The sequence below is a fragment of the Agarivorans sp. D1326 genome (assembly GCF_056958115.1).
Map to the genome: position 1 here is coordinate 109,966 of NZ_JBTWEN010000006.1, position 16,531 is coordinate 126,496.

The window sequence follows — 16,531 nt, forward strand, 5'->3', positions numbered from 1 at the left end:
CTCCTACAATGCAGGGTTTTTGAAAAGGCGACGAGCGGCCAGCTCAAATAGTTGGCGCATGGCAATGGCTAGCAGCAAATAAATCAGTGCGGTGAGCAAGTAAGATTCAAAGCTTAAAAAGTTACGCGACTGAATAAAGTTGGCTGAGAAAGTGAGCTCTTCTACTGAGATTTGCGAGACCACCGCTGAGCCCAGCATCACGATAATGCATTGGCTAACTAAGGCCGGATAGATACGTTGAAACGCAGTGGGTAATACGATGCGGCTAAAAATGTGCCAGTGGCTTAGGCCTAAGGTTTTACCCGCTTCCCACTGGCCTTTAGGGGTGGCTTCTATACCTGCACGAATAATTTCGGTGAGGTAGGCGCCTAGGTTAATCACCATGGCCAAACAGCCTGCTTGCCAAGCACTTAGTTTTACCCCCAAGGCTGGCAAGCCAAAAAAGATGAAGAATAACTGCACAATAAACGGTGTATTGCGAATTACTTCTACATAGGCGCTTATGAGCCAGCGCAACCAAGCTTTATTACTTATTTTACCTGCAGCCCCCGCAGTACCGAGTAAGATCCCAGCAAAGGTTGAATACAAGGTGAGCTCGGCAGTGGTGAGTAAGCCCTTGGCAAGCTCAGGCATGTAGGGCAGTAAGCCACTAAAGTCTAGTTGGTAGCTCATGGCGCGCTCCTTTAGTACAACTCTTTAGGTAACGATGTTTTAAACCATGCAAGCGAGAGTTTCTCTAACTCACCACTTTGTTTTGCTTTAGCAATTAGCTCGTTTACTTTGGCAACCAGTGCTGGCTCGCCTTTAAGTACACCTACATAACACGGAGAGTTTTTAAGTAAGAACTTAGTCTCTGGCTTACGGTTTGGAACGCGTTTGGCAATTTCTGTGGCAACTAAATTACCAGTGGCAATAAGCTCTACTTGGCCAGATAAGTAAGCTGACAGGGTGGTGTTATTGTCTTCAAAACGTTTAATGGTGGTAGAACTATCCACCAATTTGCTTAGCTCTATGTCTTCTACTGCGCCACGGGTAACACCAACGGTTTTACCTGCCAGATGCTCCGCAGAATCAACGCTTACCTCTGCGGCGCCAAATACACCAAGGAAAAATGGTGCATATGCGTCACTAAAGTCGATGGCTTTTTCACGCTCGGCGTTTTTACCTAGGCTAGAAATAACCAAATCAACCTTGCGGGTTTGTAAGTAGGGAATGCGGTTAGCGCTAGTTACTGGCACTAATTCTAGTTTTACATCCAGCTGCTCAGCTAGGTAGCGGGCCATATCAATGTCGTAACCCATGGGTTGTAAATCACTCCCCACCGAGCCAAACGGAGGGAAATCTTGTGGCACGGCTACTTTTAATACGCCGCGCTCCATTAAAGTAGCTAGTTGGTCAGCATGGCTTACGGTGCTGCTTAGAGCGCAAAGTAAAATGGCTGCGCTAGCAAATAGTTTTTTGAAGGTATACATAAAGCTTCCTTAGCGAGTTTACTTGTTGTGAAACGAATGAATCTTTTGTTTTTTATCTGCAACGTACGAGCCATCAAGACGGCGGTTAGGTAAGTATTTAATAATTCCTTTAAATACATAAGGTTATAGCTTGCAACTTGATAGGGGTGTGAAGATGAACTAGCGAATGGTGTTTAATATTTACCCATCTTGGTGCTGTTCGGGATCTGTTTGGTGCATAAATTACTACTAAAGTGGTATCTGTGAGTTTATTTGAAACAAATCGCAAATATTTGTCTAAATCTCGTTTTTTCAAACAATTTTTTAAGTTTAACTGTTTGTTTTAAATGGGCTTTAATGCCTGTGATAGAAAAGTGATAAGTTCGTGAATTGGTTGGGACATGTGCTTCTTATACTGGATTTGACTGTTAAATAAGGACCGCAAAAGGAGCGAACCATGGATCTCAAGTCATCTCTGTTAGCAATGCCGTTTATTGCTGTAAGTACATTAAGCCAAGCCGCGGTAGTAGACGTTAAAATTACTAACTTAACGCAAGGTATTTACTACACCCCTTTATTAGTAACTGCACACACTTCTGACGCCCACCTATTTGAAGTAGGTTCTGCGGCATCGCCAGCCCTACAGATGATGGCAGAAGGTGGAGACATCTCTGGTTTAGTCACTATTGCTGATGGTATTGGCGCAGTGTCATCAGCCAATCCAGCGGCTGGTTTATTGGCACCAACCGATTACGTAATGGTGAGTGACCTAGATACTGGCAGCAACACCCATTTAAGTATTGTGGCTATGTTACTGCCAACCAATGATGGTTTTGTAGGTAAAGACAGTTGGGAAATTCCAAGTGAAGCAGGCACTTATACCTTCTACATGAATGGTTACGACGCTGGCACCGAAGCCAACGATGAGATTGTAAACGGCGGCGGAGCTTCTGGTACTCCTGGTATTCCTGCAAACCCTGGCATGAATGGTGGAACTGGCGGCAGTGGCGTAGCTACAGCATCAAGCAATACCAACATTCATATTCACCCTGGTAATGTGGGTGACCAAGATGCAACGGGCGGCATGAGTGACCTAGACAGCCGTATTCACCGCTGGTTAAACCCAGTTGCAAAAGTGGTTGTTACCGTTAAGTAATTAAGGAGGATCTATGGCTATCTCAAGTTTTAGTAAGAGAGCCTTGGCCGTAGCGGTAATGGCGGCAGGACTAAGTGCATGTGGCAGTGATGATGAACAAATCGTTATTCTTCCGCCAGATACGCTAGAGTATGAAGTAACCATTTACAACGACACCTCGGCGCAGCCCTTATCACCAGCTGTAGTGGGTATTCATAGTGCAACCATGAGTTTATGGACATTGGGAACTTCTGCCAGCGTGCCCTTAGAAACCATGGCCGAAGGTGGTGACGCCTCTGACATTGCAGCTATGTTTACCGATGATAATGTTGCTGTTACAGGTGCTGGCGCTATTGGCCCAGGTGCTTATGAAACCTTAATGATAAGTGCTTCTGAGCGTAGCGATATGCAGTTGTCACTAGCCACTATGATGGTAAATACTAACGATGCATTTACTGGGCTAAATGGTATTGATATTGGTGGCTTAATGGTGGGTGATAGCATGACCTATAGCTTGCCAGCCTATGATGCAGGAACCGAGCAAAACAGCGAAGCGGTGGGAACGATTCCTGGCCCAGCTGATGGCGGTGAAGGGTTTAACGCGGCCCGTGATGATGTAATGAATAAAGTTTCGCGTCATCCCGGTCTAGTTACACAAGCCGACGACCCTGCGTCAGTATTGCTGCCAGATCATCGATTGTCTGGCACAGTGGGAAGAGTAGTGATTACTCGTACCAACTAGCGCAGAGAACACTACACCCGTACCAGGTGCGGGTGAGTGCTTTACTCATTGTGGTCGTTCATTGCAAGGAAAGGAGCCTATATGTCCCCGCGGATCCTGGTCATTGAAGACGACCACGATATTAATAACCTGATCACCATGAATCTAAACGACATGATGTATCAAGTAGAAAGCTGCGAGAATGGCGCGCAAGGTTACGCCAAAGCCAGCAGCGATAACTTCGACTTAATCGTGCTTGATTTAATGCTACCCGGCATGGACGGTTTAGACATTTGTCGGCAACTTCGCGCCCAACAACACAACACGCCAATTTTAATGCTCACCGCACGCGACTCAGAGGCCGATCGGGTAGTGGGTTTAGAAATGGGCGCAGATGACTACCTCACTAAACCCTTTAGCGTGCGAGAGCTGCAAGCAAGAGTGAAAGCCATGTTGCGCCGCGTTGATATGCTAGTGCAAAGCCAGCAACAAACCGATGCCACTACCATGCAGTGGAAAGACTTATCCATCGACATTGGTCGTCGCCAAGTATCGGTGCGCAATCAGGCGGTGGAGCTTACCTCTACCGAGTTTGATTTACTGCTGCATTTGGCCAAATCACCGGGTTTAGTATTCAGCCGAGCTCAGTTATTAGACCAAGTTTGGGGCTATAAACACAGCGGCTATGAGCACACCGTAAATTCGCATATCAATCGACTACGCACCAAGTTAGAAAGCGACCCTTCTAATCCTGAATACGTGCTAACTGTGTGGGGAGTAGGGTACAAGTTTAATGATGTTTAGATTTATCAGTTCTTTTTACAGCAAGTTAATGTTAGCCGTGGTGGTGTGTTTTATTTTAGCGGGTGGCTTATTACTGGGCTTGGCTCATCAAAGCTCGCAGCAGTATCAAAACGAAATTGAACAAAAACTGCATTTACAATTAGCCGAACATTTAGTCTACGAAAGCCAATTGTTTAAAGATGGAGAGCTTGATCCTAAAGCGATTAAGCAGGCTTTTCATTCGATGATGATCTTAGGCCCAAGTTTTGAGTTTTACATTCTTGATACCGCTGGCAAGGTGGTGACCTACTCAGCCGATCCCAGCAAAATCAAACGCAGGCAATTAGATCTAAAGCCAATTCGAGATTTTATCGACGGTTCTAGAGCCATGCCGATTATTGGCGATGACCCTCGTTCTCCCTCAAGAAGTAAGATTTTTTCGGTAGCCGAAATTCGCGAAGGCAATAGCTTAAAAGGTTATCTGTACATCATCATTGGCGGCGAGATCTACGATAGTGTTGCCGAGTTGCTGCAAAGCAGCCACATTATGAAATTAAGCATGCTGGGGCTTTTGTTCATTTTAGGTTTTAGCTTGTTAGTGGTTTTTCTTATCTTCGGTTTGCTTACCAAACCACTGCGTCGCCTAGCCAAGGATATTGATCAGTTTCAGCATGTTGGTTTGGAGCAAACCGCCAACATTGCAGGGCATTGGCAAAATAACTCTCACGATGAGGTGCAAAAGCTAGGCGCTGCCTTTAGTGATATGGCCACCACCATTAAGGGCCAATATCAAAAGGTTAAAGACACCGACCAACTGCGTCGAGAGCTTATTTCTTATGTTTCTCACGATCTGAGAACACCGCTAGCATCACTGCAAGGTTACTTAGAAACCTGGCAGTTAAAACACCGTGACTTATCACCAGAAGAAGGTGAGCAGTTAATTAAAGTGGCATTAAGCAGTGCTCGTAAAACCTCTAGCTTAGTGGAGCAGCTATTTGAGCTGGCCCACCTTGATAGCGACCAAGCTACGATTAATGAAGAGTCAGTCGCAATTGCTGAATTAGCCCAGGACGTAATTCAAAAGCTCGAGTTAGCTGCCCAGAAAAAGCAGGTGGTAATGAGTGTAGAGCCGCAAGATCCATCCTTAGTCGCCTGCGCCGATATTCAACGTATTGAGCGAGTGTTTACCAACTTGTTGGAGAACTCAATTCGACACTGCAGCGAAGGTGACGAGATTAAAGTAACAATCGACCAAGCAGAGCAGGGCAACAAATTAGCCATTACCGTAAGTGATACTGGCACCGGGATCCCCAGTGATGATTTACCACACATCTTCGACGCTCACTATCGAGCAGCTAATCGAGCTAAAGATAAAAGCTCGCATGGTGGTTTAGGTTTGGCCATTGCCAAGCGTATTGTTCAATTGCATCGTTCATCAATTAGTGTTGAGTCCACTTTAGGCGAAGGCACCCGTTTTTGTTTTACCTTAGATAAACCTATGTAATTTTGCATTTTTCACTGGGCTGGCGCTTATCGGTGTAGCCCAGTGAATGTTGATAGATAGGCGCTGGTTTGTGCAGCTTCTAACTTCTTGTTGTGGCTGCTTCTTGCTCTATACAACTACTGATTAAGCTATGCGTTCTGTGCATATATCTCCTGAGTTAAATTCATTAGTTTGAGGAAACAGAACTGCGTACACTCCGCGCTTCTTTTGGTTACCAGCAAATAAATTACCCTATGTTTTCGCAATCTATTCTGGCTCAAATGCTGAGAATACTGCTGTTATTAAGCTTAACGCTGCTAGTTGTGCATCACTCACCAGGCTTATTAAAGCTGTTGGCTGAACAGGCTATGAATAGCGGCTGCCACCAAATTAATGACGATGCATCGCAGCATCACTCTCACCACCATTCTCATCATTAAGTAAGAGGCTTGCATGAGTATTTTTCGCTTTCCGGCATTGGTTTGGCTAGGCATTGGCATTTTGGTTATCTCGCTTGGTATTCGCCAGTCCTTTGGTATTTTCATGATGCCAGTATCAGAGCACTTTCAATTAGGTAGAGAGTTTTTTAGCTTTGCGATTGCCTTGCAAAACTTGTTGTTTGGCATGTTCCAACCTTTTGTGGGGATGGCTGCAGATAAGTGGGGAGCAAAACGAGTGATAGTGCTGGGAGCGGCAGCTTATGCACTGGGTTTATATTTAAGCTCAATCGCCACGCTGCCTAGCATGTTGTATCTATCTTTGGGTGCATTAGTAGGGCTTGGGCTTAGTGCCACGAGCTATGTGATTGTATTGGGCGCAGTGGCTAAAGTTGTGCCAGCAAAACATGCTGCAAAGGCTTTTGGCTTAACTACTGCGGCAGGCTCGTTTGGTATGTTTGCAATGATTCCCGGCGCGCAACTTATGCTAAGCCAAATGGGCTGGCAGCAAGCCCTGCAAGCTTTTGCTTTGTTATGCGCCTTAATGGTGGCGTTTGCTATGTTTATGAAAACCGCTAAACCTAGCACTGCAGATCAAGCGGTAGTAGACGAAAAGCAAACCCTTAAAGAGTCCTTACAAGAGGCGTTTTCTCATAAAGGTTATTGGCTTATTCATGCTGGATTTTTTGTCTGTGGTTTTCATGTGATGTTTATTGCCACTCACTTACCGAGTTACCTCGCTGATAAAAACTTAAGTGCCACAACCGGGGCCATGGCTTTAGCCTATGTGGGGATCTTCAATATTTTTGGCTCGTATTTTTGGGGCGTAATGGGCGACAGATTTAGCAAGCGCCATGTTATGTCTGCCTTGTATCTTATGAGAACAGTGGTCATCGCGGGTTTTGTCAGTTTGCCGGTGACCGAGAGCACAGCGGCATTATTTGGTGGCGCTATTGGCTTTTGTTGGTTAGGTACTGTGCCGCTTACCTCGGGTTTGGTTAGGCAAATATTTGGCGCTCGCTACTTATCCACCTTGTATGGCTTAGTGTTTTTTACGCATCAAATTGGTAGCTTTTTAGGTGCTTGGGTAGGTGGGCGTATTTACGATTACTACGGCTCTTACGAACCTATATGGTGGTCAACTGTGGCACTAGCTTTTATCGCAGCATTAATTCATTTGCCGATTGATGACAAACCGGTAATGCGTTTGGCAACTGCGAGTTAAGCTTGGAGGGGGGATAAAGATTGACCACTTCCAAACGTCTTGTTGGACAGTAGTGAGTTGACGCAGTCCCTTGCATATAAGAATTTAATGCTCTAATTAGTTGTGAGTAACACATCATTAAATCTAAACGATTGTGTCATAAATACCGAAGCCAAAATGTAAATCAATTCCGCGCTGTGTAGGGAGTCCGTTTTAAAGCGTTAAATGGTCTTTCTCAAGTAGTTTGAATAAAAGTCATTTAGGTAAGAAAGGATTTGAAAGCATTCTTTTGCCGAAGTAAACGTATAGAACTTGTCAAATTCTGGCAACCAAATGTACTCACTGTTTTGAGCTTTTACTACTCGTGTACGAACGGTTCCACTTTCTCCAAAATAGTATTTTACAAAATAGTCGGCATTGCAGCCTTCTCTTGCGCATTGATATGATGTGACTTCTAGCATTTTATTAAACAATACATAACTATTTGGAAGAAAAGTTAATTGGTTTAAAATTGATACTGTTTGGAGATGACTAAACTCATAGACCTTGTCATACTCAAATTGATTATCATCATATTCAGATAAACAAGCTGCAATATTGGTAATTAGTATGTCTGCCAATTCGTTTCCATCATATCGTTCTACGTTCTCAGATAAATAGCTCATATCACCATCGAATTTTGGTTTGTTGTTAAATATTGCAACCTCTGTATCGTACATCGTTAATTCTCTTTTAAAGCTATAATCATAGCATGTTTAACTTCATGGTTCGATTTTGGTGGTGGGGTTATCTGTCTATTTGGGGTTTTAAAGCTTAATCTACTTTGCAAAATTTGGGGCAGTGTAAATCCGCACTAGCAAACATCAAAACCTGTAGAAAAAGCCATACAGTAAGCCAGCTCAACGAAAAACAGAGTTAGATCAAGATTACGACATGCTTTATTCCTTCCTTCATTATCGCCGAGTCGCGGAAGTGACAAGCGATTAAGCTGAGCACTGTTTGAGCGTAGCGAGTTGCGCAGGCGCGCTTGCCACTGAGCAACGAAGGATAAAGATAATGCAGGGCGACCTTTCTTTTTGCTTCGTTTTTCTTTGGTCGCCAAAGAAAAATGACGTCGCCGAGAGGCGAAATTCGGCACCACGGCCAAAGGAAAATAGCAACACCTTAACTAGCTTTGAGACAAAAACATTGAGTTATTCAAACTTTATTGTCCTACGAAAAAAGACACTAATACTAAAAAAGGCCGCTTAATTAGCGGCCTTTGTCTGCTTGTTAGATACTCTGACAACTCAACTTATGGGTTGTAGTTATCGTGAGTATTGGTCAATTTGTAGAAAGTGACTTTTGCGTAGTCGCTATCGTTACTGCTGTTGTCTTGCAGGTAGATGCCGGCTTTAAAGTACATGTAGTTGCTGGAATCATCGTAACCACTGCCAGACATGTTGATAGTTTTGCTGGCTAGCTGGCTGCCATTTTGGCTGATCTTGGCAGTAAGTGAGTCACCATTCACCGTAATGGTATAAGAGAACTCTTCGTTCAAGGCGATACCGTTTGATGGGTTAGAGGTGCTGTTTAAATCACCGTTTGAACTCACCATGCTGCCTAGTAGGTTGTACCAGGTTTCGTTACCACCGTCTGATTTCGACGTTTCGTGGGCAAAGTAAATAGCGCCATTACTGTTACCCGGTAGTTTGTGGTAGTAAAGGCGGATAGGTTCGTTCCCTTCTGCATGAATTTGCCCAATTACAATTCGGCCCACTTGCTCATTGTTTGAGCTTGTTGTGGTGACGTGATTTACCGCAAGGGTGGCGTCTAGTACACCGTCGATGCCGCCAAAGGCGCTTTGGCTGCTGCTTGGTATGCTTGAAAATGCCCAGTTGTTGTCTTTACCGCTAGTTGAATACGAGGTATCTCCGCGGCGTAGCATTTCGCGTAATTCGGTGCGTACATATTTGGTACCACTAGAGGTTGTTACCCCTTTAACTGGCGTGTAAAACACCATACCGCCGTCGCTACCGGTGTAGAAGTAGCTATCTTCGTAACTTGCCGCTAGCTCTACTTCTTTAATTGAAGTGGCGTAACCGTCGCCTTCATCTACAGGAATGCTTAGGTACCAGTCCAATAGATCAAAATTGCCAGAAGGTGCTTTAGACGCATCAAGATTGTGGTCACCGCCGCCGCTACCGCCACCTGAACCGCCGCCAGATGTATCATCGGTTCTGGTTAGCTCCCATTGCTGGTTAATGTTGCCGCTGCTTGATGTCCAAAGGTAGAGTGATTGGCGCAGTGCGGCGCCGCCATTGCCATCGATAGAAAAGCCTGGTGCATTGCGTTTTTCAAAACGGTAGATCTCGGTGCCACTGGTTACTTTAACTTTCTTCCAGTGTTGGTCGTAGTTGCTGGAATCACATACCTCTAAGGTAACGGCTTGACGCTTAGCGCCACCCGTTCCACCATCCCAACAAAGGCTAGTACCCTCTTTCTTGTAAGAGTAGTAACCACTTCCATGACTAATTTGTACCCAGTTTTGATTTACATTGGTGGTTTTGGTTGTCCATAGGTAAAGCTGCTGTCCTTCAACAGCGCCGCCGTTACCATCAATTGAGTAGCCCGTTTCCATTTTTTGCATGTTGAAAGTTGCAGCAGTCGCCAACGAAGAAGATAGCGCTAGAACAACAAAGCAAAGTGATTTTTTTAGTGCTTTACCATTAACGAGTGTCTTGTTCGAATCAGTGCATTTATCAATAGGTTTCATTACTCATTTCCTTATTTTTAAAACCTTGTTGCTTATTGTGAAATTACATTAAGGCAGACTAAGACGAGCGGGTTTATCCTTAGTTGCCCAGCCTTCTGCAGGCCACGGCTTACCAACTGCTTAAAAGTAAATGACCAACAGCGTTCATAAACGTGATGATTTGTTTATGAAATTTGATGTTAGCTTTGTTGATGATGAAAAAATCAGCGATGAACTGCAATAATGTGTTTTTATAATACAATTGTTGTTATTTTGTGAACTAGTCATACAAATATGAAATTAAATGTTGCTTTGCTTGTTTTTTAAGCTAAAGCAAGGTTTACCATTTTTAGCCTTATTTGGTGGGTTTTTAGCCTTTTTGAGCTGGATTACTGGTTAAGTTTGAGCTGAAGGCTCTTTTGTCACCTATACAAAAACCTAAAATTGTATGATTTATATGGGCTTTAAGTTTGTTGAATGCTGGTCGATGTGCTTAGCGGGTAATAAGCAAGTTACTTTGCTTTATGTAACTTATATGGGTTACATTTTACAAAGTAACTAATTTGGGTTACTTTGTTCTCAATGAAGAGGATAATACTATGCAGCAGGTAGCCGTTCTTACTGGGGACTTAGTTGGCTCTAGTGAGTTAAACAGCCAAGATTTTGCAAAAATTTTGCAGCGATTAAGTGCTAGTTTGGCTTTAGCCAGCGAACGCTACCAATGTCGCTACGAAATTTTTCGCGGTGATGCTTTTCAGCTGGTGCTCAATGATCCACGCCAAGCATTAGAATGTGCCTTAGCAATTCGTTTAGATTTAAAAGCGTCTGGCGATAAACACTTAGCCTTTGATGCACGTATTGGAATTGGTATTGGCGAGATAGATCCTTTGGCAGAATTTGTGTCACGCTCAAATGGTGAAGCCTTTGTATTGTCTGGGCGCGGGCTAGATAGTCTTAAACGTCACTATTTGGGAATATTTAGCAACGACACTAAGTTTACGCAACGTATTGAATTGCTCACCAAATTTGCCGACCATCAAGTGCAAGAACTTACCATTAAACAAGCGCAAGCCTTGTCGTTATACTGGCAGCTAACTGAGCCAAGCCACGCAGCACTGGCGGCGCAACTTAATAGTTCACGGGTTAATGCTACCAAGTTGCTCAATCAGTCTCAGTACCAATTGCTAGAAGAATATAAACTGTTTTTTATCCAACTTATGGAAGAGTTTTATTATGGAAACACTGGCGCAATTCGCTCTTAGTATTGGCTTAGCTTATCTGTTGTTAGAGTTTTATTGTTTACCAAACTCTTGGCTAGAAGCCATTCAGCAAAGCAAGTTTGCAGCTGGTGGTTTGTATTTTCGCGCGCTGCTTATCACGGTGTTGTTTGCAGGTATAAGCATGTTGTTTGTATCAGCACTTGGCCCTTTGTTAGCAGCTATAGCGGCATTGTTTATCGCCAGTGTGTTAATTGCTGGGGTAAGTGCTTACTTGCCCGATAGAAGCCGTTATTACCTTGGCCAGCAACTAGCCCAGCTTGCAGTATTGTTGCTATTGGTTGTGGAGTTAAGCCAAGCCTGGCCGCTAGTGAGTGTGCTCTTCGAGCAAGCGATGCAGGCCAAAGTATTAGTAATTATTTTTGCTTATTTACTTATTTGGGGGCCATGTTCAAAGGTGCTTGGTTTAATCTTGCAGCGCTGGAGCCCACTTACTGAACAGCCAAAGCAAAATTTACCGATGGCTGGGCAGGCGATTGGCATGGTTGAGCGTAGCTTGGTGCTCACTTGTGTATTGCTCAATCAATTTGCCGCAATTGGCTTTATTGTTACCGCCAAATCGATTTTTCGTTTTGGCGACCTAAAAGATCATAGCGACCGAAAACTTACCGAATATGTAATGCTGGGTACTTTGCTTAGTGTTGCCGCCAGCGTGTTTATTGGCTTGGCTGCACATGCCTTATACCACGCCCTATAGTTTAATTTATTTAACCACTAAGAGCTTACCTACATGCCTCAAAATTTATCTGCTCAGTTAAAACAACATTTTGGATTTGACGGTTTTCGTCAAGGGCAAGCACCGGTGGTGGAGCGCTTATTGGCTCAGCGTTCTTGTTTAGCGATTTTTCCCACAGGGTCGGGTAAATCGCTATGTTATCAATTTACCGCCTTGCAACTGCCGCATCTTACTTTGGTGGTGTCTCCGTTATTGGCTTTGATTAAAGATCAGCTGGCTTTTTTACAGGCTAAAGGCATTGCTGCAGCCAGTTTAGATTCCACCTTAACTGCTGAACAAAGTAAGCAGGTAATGAGTGAGGTGCGCAGCGGCAAAACTAAAATATTAATGGTCTCGGTAGAGCGTTTTAAAAACGAGCGTTTTCGTCAGTTTATTGAATCGGTAGCTGTGTCTATGTTGGTGGTAGACGAGGCGCACTGTATCTCTGAGTGGGGCCATAACTTTCGCCCCGACTACTTAAAGCTGCCGCAATATCGTCAAGAACTTAACATTCCTTTAGTGCTGCTATTAACCGCCACGGCCACCAAAAAAGTAAAACTCGATATGGCTGCGCGCTTCGCTATAGCAGAAGATGACATCGTGCAAACAGGCTTTTATCGAAACAACTTAGATCTGAGTGTGCAAGCCTGCAGTAGCAACGATAAGCAGCAACAGCTATTAGCATTTATTCGCCAACAAACGGGTGCTGGCATCGTTTACGTTACTTTGCAAAACAGCGCTGAACAGGTGGCAAGCTTTTTACAGCAACAAGGCATAAACGCGGTTGCCTATCATGCAGGTTTTGCCAATGAGCAACGCCAGCAAACGCAAGATGATTTTATGGCGGGTAAGGTGCAGGTGGTGGTAGCCACCATAGCTTTTGGTATGGGAGTAGATAAAAGTGACATTCGCTTTGTAGTGCATTTTGATTTGCCTAAGTCTATCGAAAACTATAGCCAAGAAATTGGCCGAGCAGGGCGCGATGGTCAGCTTTCGCACTGTTTAACCTTGGCGAATTTAGACGGTTTAACCACGGTGGAGAACTTTGTATACGGCGATACGCCCGAGCAAAGTGGCATAGAAGCCTTGTTGGCAAACATTCAGGCTGAATCTCAAGGCGAGCAATGGGAAGTGCAAATCAACAGCCTGTCTAGCCTTACTAATATTCGCCAACTGCCACTTAAAACGCTATTGGTGCAATTAGAGATTCAAGGTCTTATTAAGCCTTTATATGCCTATTATGCTGATTTTAAGTACAAGTTCTTAGTAGACAAAAGCGCAGTGCTAGCGCGCTTTTCTGGCGAACGCTTACAGTTTATTGAAGCGATTTTCTCTCATACCCAAATGAAAAAAATATGGGGAAGCCTTAACTTTGATGGCCTGTATCAGCAGTATCAAGCAGAGCGCTCCAGAGTAGTGGCCGCCCTAGAGTATTTGGCAGAGCAGGGCTTAATCGAGTTAGAAACCAAGAAGATTACCGAGGTATATCAAGTAAACGCAGCGGGTTTGGCCGACCCTCAACTTGCCAGCCGTTTAAGCCAGTACTTCAACGATACGCAAACTAAAGAGATTAAACGGATTGCCCAGTTGGTTCGTTTCTTTGAACTAGATTCTTGCTTAAGTTACCAGTTAGCGCGTTACTTTGATGACCACAACGCGCCTGCACAATGTGGCCATTGTAGTGTATGCCGCGGGCAAGTGGCTAAGTTGAGTTATTCTGCGCCGCTTAAGCAGCTAGACGATGCTCAAGTGTTTAATTACTTACAAGAGCTTAAACAACATTTAAGTGCCAGCCAACAAGCGCTGCTTAGCCCCATAATGGCCTGTCGATTTTTAACTGGGGTGACCAGTCCGTGGTCTACAAAATTTAAACTTCGCCAGCTGGCTGGGTTTGCCTGCTGTGAAAAACAGCCATACGCAAATACCTTGCAGCAAGTAGAGAGATTGTGGGAGCAGCTTGGTTAATAAGCTTGCTTAACAGCGGAGCGCTAAGGCAAAGATGGTGCTTTAGCTCGAGGCGTTTTAGCGTTACTCACTAGGAATAGGAAGCTTATGTGCTTTAAGAAAACTAAGCTTGTCCCAGTAGCCGCGTTGTAACACGATTAAGCCGTTTTCAAATTGAAAGAAGCCGCATCCTCGTAAACCGATGGGATCTTTCCATTCCAGTATTGCCCACTCACCATCTTGGAATATGTTTTACTAATGGGTAATTGCAATGGAAGTTAGCTTCTAGGCCGGTGCGTTTGGCTAACCCTCTACATTCAAGCTCTAATATTCAGCAGAGTGCTTAATGGTGGTCTCTCCCTGTTAATTGGTATTGTTTAGGGGTCATACCATATTCCTTTTTAAACAGGCGGATGAAGTGAGAAATGTTGTCGTATCCTGTTTCAAAAGCGGTATCTGTAACCGACATGTTCTTAAGGTGAAGCTTGGATCTTTTTAGTCGCAGCTTAGTCATATACTCCTTCGGAGTATAGTTTGTCGTTTGCTTAAATTTTTGACTGAAGTTAGATAAAGACATTCCCACTTCTTCGGCCACCTGTGACACAGATATGCCGGCATTGTCATTAGAGCCAAAGATACGAATGGCGATATTTATTGGATGATTTTTGTGGTGCTGAATAATTTCATTACAACTTTCAAGTTTCATCAACTCGTAGACCATTTCCTGGCAAGTTAGGTCGATAAGAAAGCGCATGTTCTTATCCTGATCCTGCAAAATCTCTTGAATTCGCTGGTGCAGTACCGCTGTTCTTTCTGAGTAAGCGCTAAGTGCAAAGGTCGAATCACTAAATTGTTGGGGAGGATCTAATTGCAGGTTGTCAGCGACTCTTTGGCCCACATAGTCAATGATTTGATCGCCAAACTCGTATACCAATGCTTTAGTCGATTCTGGCATTGTCATGTGTACGCTAGCGTGTGGAGGAATGAGGATAAACTGGTCTTTTGTGTAAACAAAATTCTCTGATTGGTTCACACTCACCTTTTTCTCTCCGTCTAAAATTGTACACAAACGGGGTGCATCGTAAGAGCGGTACTGGTCAGAAAAGTGTTTGGGCAAGGCATAAAACAACATGTTTAGGCTATCTGTTGAGAGCGCATATTCGTGTTCGGCGATCCGACTAAAATTGTTGATTCTGTGCATAGTTCGCGTCTGCCTCGGTTAATAGAGTACGAAATATATACCGATCGTTGAATTGGCTTTTTGATCCTAGCCAGATTGCGGGCGTAAAGTAGCAGTATGGGGTGGGGGATTAACCTAAAAAGCGGCGAAGTTACCAAGAAATTCGCCGCTTATTGTTTTTGCTGATGCCTAAGCATCAAGCTAATTTTGCGTTACATTGCTGAAGCAAGAATCTCTACGATTTCACTATGGCTAGCTTGTTTAGGGTTAGTAAAACCACAAGCATCATTGAGTGCGTTCTCAGCCAGTACTTTAAAGTCATCAGCCTTAACGCCTAAACCTTCAAGTCCTGCTGGTATGTTTACGTCTTTTGATAGTTGACGAATCGCTTCAAGCCCTGCTTCTGCAGCTTGCTCGGCACTTAGCTCAGCGATGTCTACGCCCATTGCTTTGGCTACGTCGGCAAGGCGCTCTGGTACTACTTGCGCGTTATATTGCTGAACGTGTGGCAATAAAATAGCGTTACATACACCATGTGGCAGGTCGTAAAAACCACCTAGTTGGTGAGCAATAGCGTGTACATAGCCTAGAGAAGCATTGTTAAATGCCATGCCTGCCATAAATTGCGCATAGGCCATGTTGTCACGTGCCGATAGATCACTACCGTTTGCAACTGCAGTACGTAGGTTAGCTTGAATCATTTCAATGGCTTTAATGGCAACAGCGTCAGTTACTGGAGTAGCAGCAGTTGAAACATAGGCTTCAATAGCGTGGGTTAGGGCATCCATACCGGTTGCAGCTGTTAAAGAAGCGGGTTTTGCTAACATTAATTCTGGGTCATTTACCGATAGTAATGGGGTTACATTTTTATCAACGATGGCCATCTTAATGTAGCGGGCTTCATCAGTAATGATACAAAAACGCGTCATTTCTGAAGCGGTGCCCGCTGTAGTATTGATCGCAATCAGCGGAAGCTGCGGTTTTTCTGATTGGTCTACGCCTTCGTAGTCTTTGATTTCGCCGCCGTTAGCCGCAAGCAGTGCAATGCCTTTTGCACAATCGTGTGGTGAACCACCGCCAAGAGAGATAACGCAGTCGCAATTGGCTTGCTTTAGTAGCGCTAAACCTTCATTAACGTTGGTAATTGTTGGGTTTGGCTTGGTTTGATCGTAAACCACTGCAGAAACGCCAGCATCAGCAAGCATGGTTTCTACTTTGCCTACAATGCCTATCTTATTAAGAACTTCATCGGTAACGATTAACGCACTCTTAAAACCAGATGCTTTAATATTAACAACAGCTTCAGAAAGGCAGCCTGCACCCATTAGGTTTATTGCTGGAATATAGAAAGTACTTGGCATGATATAGCTCCACAAAAGTTATTGGATTGTTTTATGATCTTCTGGAAATGGATGCTAACAACAGGCCGAATTTGCAACTAGCTCAGCTTTTAAAAAAGTAGCTCGT

At 44.1% G+C, this 16,531-nt stretch carries 15 protein-coding genes; 9 read left to right on the forward strand and 6 right to left on the reverse strand.

Annotated features, from left to right (window positions below):
• Positions 1-3: 3 nt before the first annotated feature.
• Together ACYFDN_RS13065 and ACYFDN_RS13070 are read right to left on the reverse strand one after the other, a co-directional pair.
• On the reverse strand, positions 4-672 hold the full coding sequence (locus ACYFDN_RS13065; RefSeq protein ID WP_016402775.1) for an amino acid ABC transporter permease: 669 nt from the start codon (positions 670-672) through the stop codon (positions 4-6).
• Between the two features lie 11 nt (positions 673-683).
• The gene (locus ACYFDN_RS13070) at positions 684-1,472 is read right to left on the reverse strand and encodes a transporter substrate-binding domain-containing protein (protein WP_483511473.1); all 789 of its coding nucleotides are present in this window, start codon (positions 1,470-1,472) and stop codon (positions 684-686) included.
• Between the two features lie 436 nt (positions 1,473-1,908).
• Here ACYFDN_RS13070 and ACYFDN_RS13075 point away from each other — a divergent pair, with 436 nt between their 5' ends.
• The 6 genes from ACYFDN_RS13075 to ACYFDN_RS13100 all read left to right on the forward strand — a co-directional run bounded on the left by ACYFDN_RS13075 (position 1,909) and on the right by ACYFDN_RS13100 (position 7,235).
• Positions 1,909-2,607, forward strand: a complete 699-nt coding sequence (locus tag ACYFDN_RS13075; protein WP_152779472.1) for a spondin domain-containing protein — start codon at positions 1,909-1,911, stop codon at positions 2,605-2,607.
• Between the two features lie 13 nt (positions 2,608-2,620).
• Positions 2,621-3,328, forward strand: a complete 708-nt coding sequence (locus tag ACYFDN_RS13080) for a spondin domain-containing protein (protein WP_338621782.1) — start codon at positions 2,621-2,623, stop codon at positions 3,326-3,328.
• A gap of 81 nt (positions 3,329-3,409) precedes the next feature.
• Positions 3,410-4,111 carry a response regulator transcription factor gene (locus tag ACYFDN_RS13085; RefSeq protein WP_016402779.1) on the forward strand — a complete coding sequence of 234 codons (702 nt, stop codon included), beginning with the start codon at positions 3,410-3,412 and terminating at the stop codon, positions 4,109-4,111.
• Positions 4,101-5,594, forward strand: a complete 1,494-nt coding sequence (locus tag ACYFDN_RS13090) for a sensor histidine kinase (RefSeq protein ID WP_152779468.1) — start codon at positions 4,101-4,103, stop codon at positions 5,592-5,594. Before ACYFDN_RS13085 ends, ACYFDN_RS13090 begins: the two co-directional genes overlap by 11 nt.
• Before the next feature lie 233 nt (positions 5,595-5,827).
• Positions 5,828-6,013, forward strand: coding sequence for a hypothetical protein (locus tag ACYFDN_RS13095; RefSeq protein ID WP_152779466.1), 186 nt, complete (start codon positions 5,828-5,830; stop codon positions 6,011-6,013).
• Positions 6,014-6,026: 13 nt separating this feature from the next.
• The gene (locus ACYFDN_RS13100) at positions 6,027-7,235 is read left to right on the forward strand and encodes an MFS transporter (protein WP_483511476.1); all 1,209 of its coding nucleotides are present in this window, start codon (positions 6,027-6,029) and stop codon (positions 7,233-7,235) included.
• Between the two features lie 200 nt (positions 7,236-7,435).
• On the opposite strand, the gene ACYFDN_RS13105 is transcribed toward ACYFDN_RS13100, so the two are convergent.
• Together ACYFDN_RS13105 and ACYFDN_RS13110 are read right to left on the reverse strand one after the other, a co-directional pair.
• On the reverse strand, positions 7,436-7,933 hold the full coding sequence (locus ACYFDN_RS13105; RefSeq protein ID WP_472590489.1) for a hypothetical protein: 498 nt from the start codon (positions 7,931-7,933) through the stop codon (positions 7,436-7,438).
• Between the two features lie 575 nt (positions 7,934-8,508).
• A complete protein-coding gene (locus tag ACYFDN_RS13110) occupies positions 8,509-9,969 on the reverse strand; it encodes a polysaccharide lyase family 7 protein (RefSeq protein WP_406609075.1) in 1,461 nt (486 codons plus the stop codon).
• 578 nt (positions 9,970-10,547) lie between these two features.
• On the opposite strand from ACYFDN_RS13110, the gene ACYFDN_RS13115 reads away from it, so the two are divergent.
• Genes ACYFDN_RS13115 through ACYFDN_RS13125 form a run of 3 tightly spaced genes read left to right on the forward strand, consistent with a single transcriptional unit; the run spans position 10,548 to position 13,905 of the window.
• A complete protein-coding gene (locus ACYFDN_RS13115) occupies positions 10,548-11,210 on the forward strand; it encodes a nucleotidyl cyclase domain-containing protein (RefSeq protein ID WP_338621771.1) in 663 nt (220 codons plus the stop codon).
• Positions 11,182-11,922: a hypothetical protein gene (locus ACYFDN_RS13120; protein ID WP_338621770.1), complete on the forward strand. Its 741-nt coding sequence runs from the start codon at positions 11,182-11,184 to the stop codon at positions 11,920-11,922. The genes ACYFDN_RS13115 and ACYFDN_RS13120 overlap by 29 nt, the downstream gene beginning before the upstream one ends.
• Positions 11,923-11,955: 33 nt before the next feature.
• The gene (locus ACYFDN_RS13125; protein WP_483511478.1) at positions 11,956-13,905 is read left to right on the forward strand and encodes a RecQ family ATP-dependent DNA helicase; all 1,950 of its coding nucleotides are present in this window, start codon (positions 11,956-11,958) and stop codon (positions 13,903-13,905) included.
• A 322-nt stretch (positions 13,906-14,227) separates the two neighbouring features.
• On the opposite strand, the gene ACYFDN_RS13130 is transcribed toward ACYFDN_RS13125, so the two are convergent.
• Together ACYFDN_RS13130 and yiaY are read right to left on the reverse strand one after the other, a co-directional pair.
• Positions 14,228-15,085, reverse strand: coding sequence for an AraC family transcriptional regulator (locus ACYFDN_RS13130; protein ID WP_016402792.1), 858 nt, complete (start codon positions 15,083-15,085; stop codon positions 14,228-14,230).
• A 191-nt stretch (positions 15,086-15,276) separates the two neighbouring features.
• Positions 15,277-16,425: an L-threonine dehydrogenase gene (gene yiaY, locus ACYFDN_RS13135; RefSeq protein ID WP_152779442.1), complete on the reverse strand. Its 1,149-nt coding sequence runs from the start codon at positions 16,423-16,425 to the stop codon at positions 15,277-15,279.
• Positions 16,426-16,531: the final 106 nt, after the last annotated feature.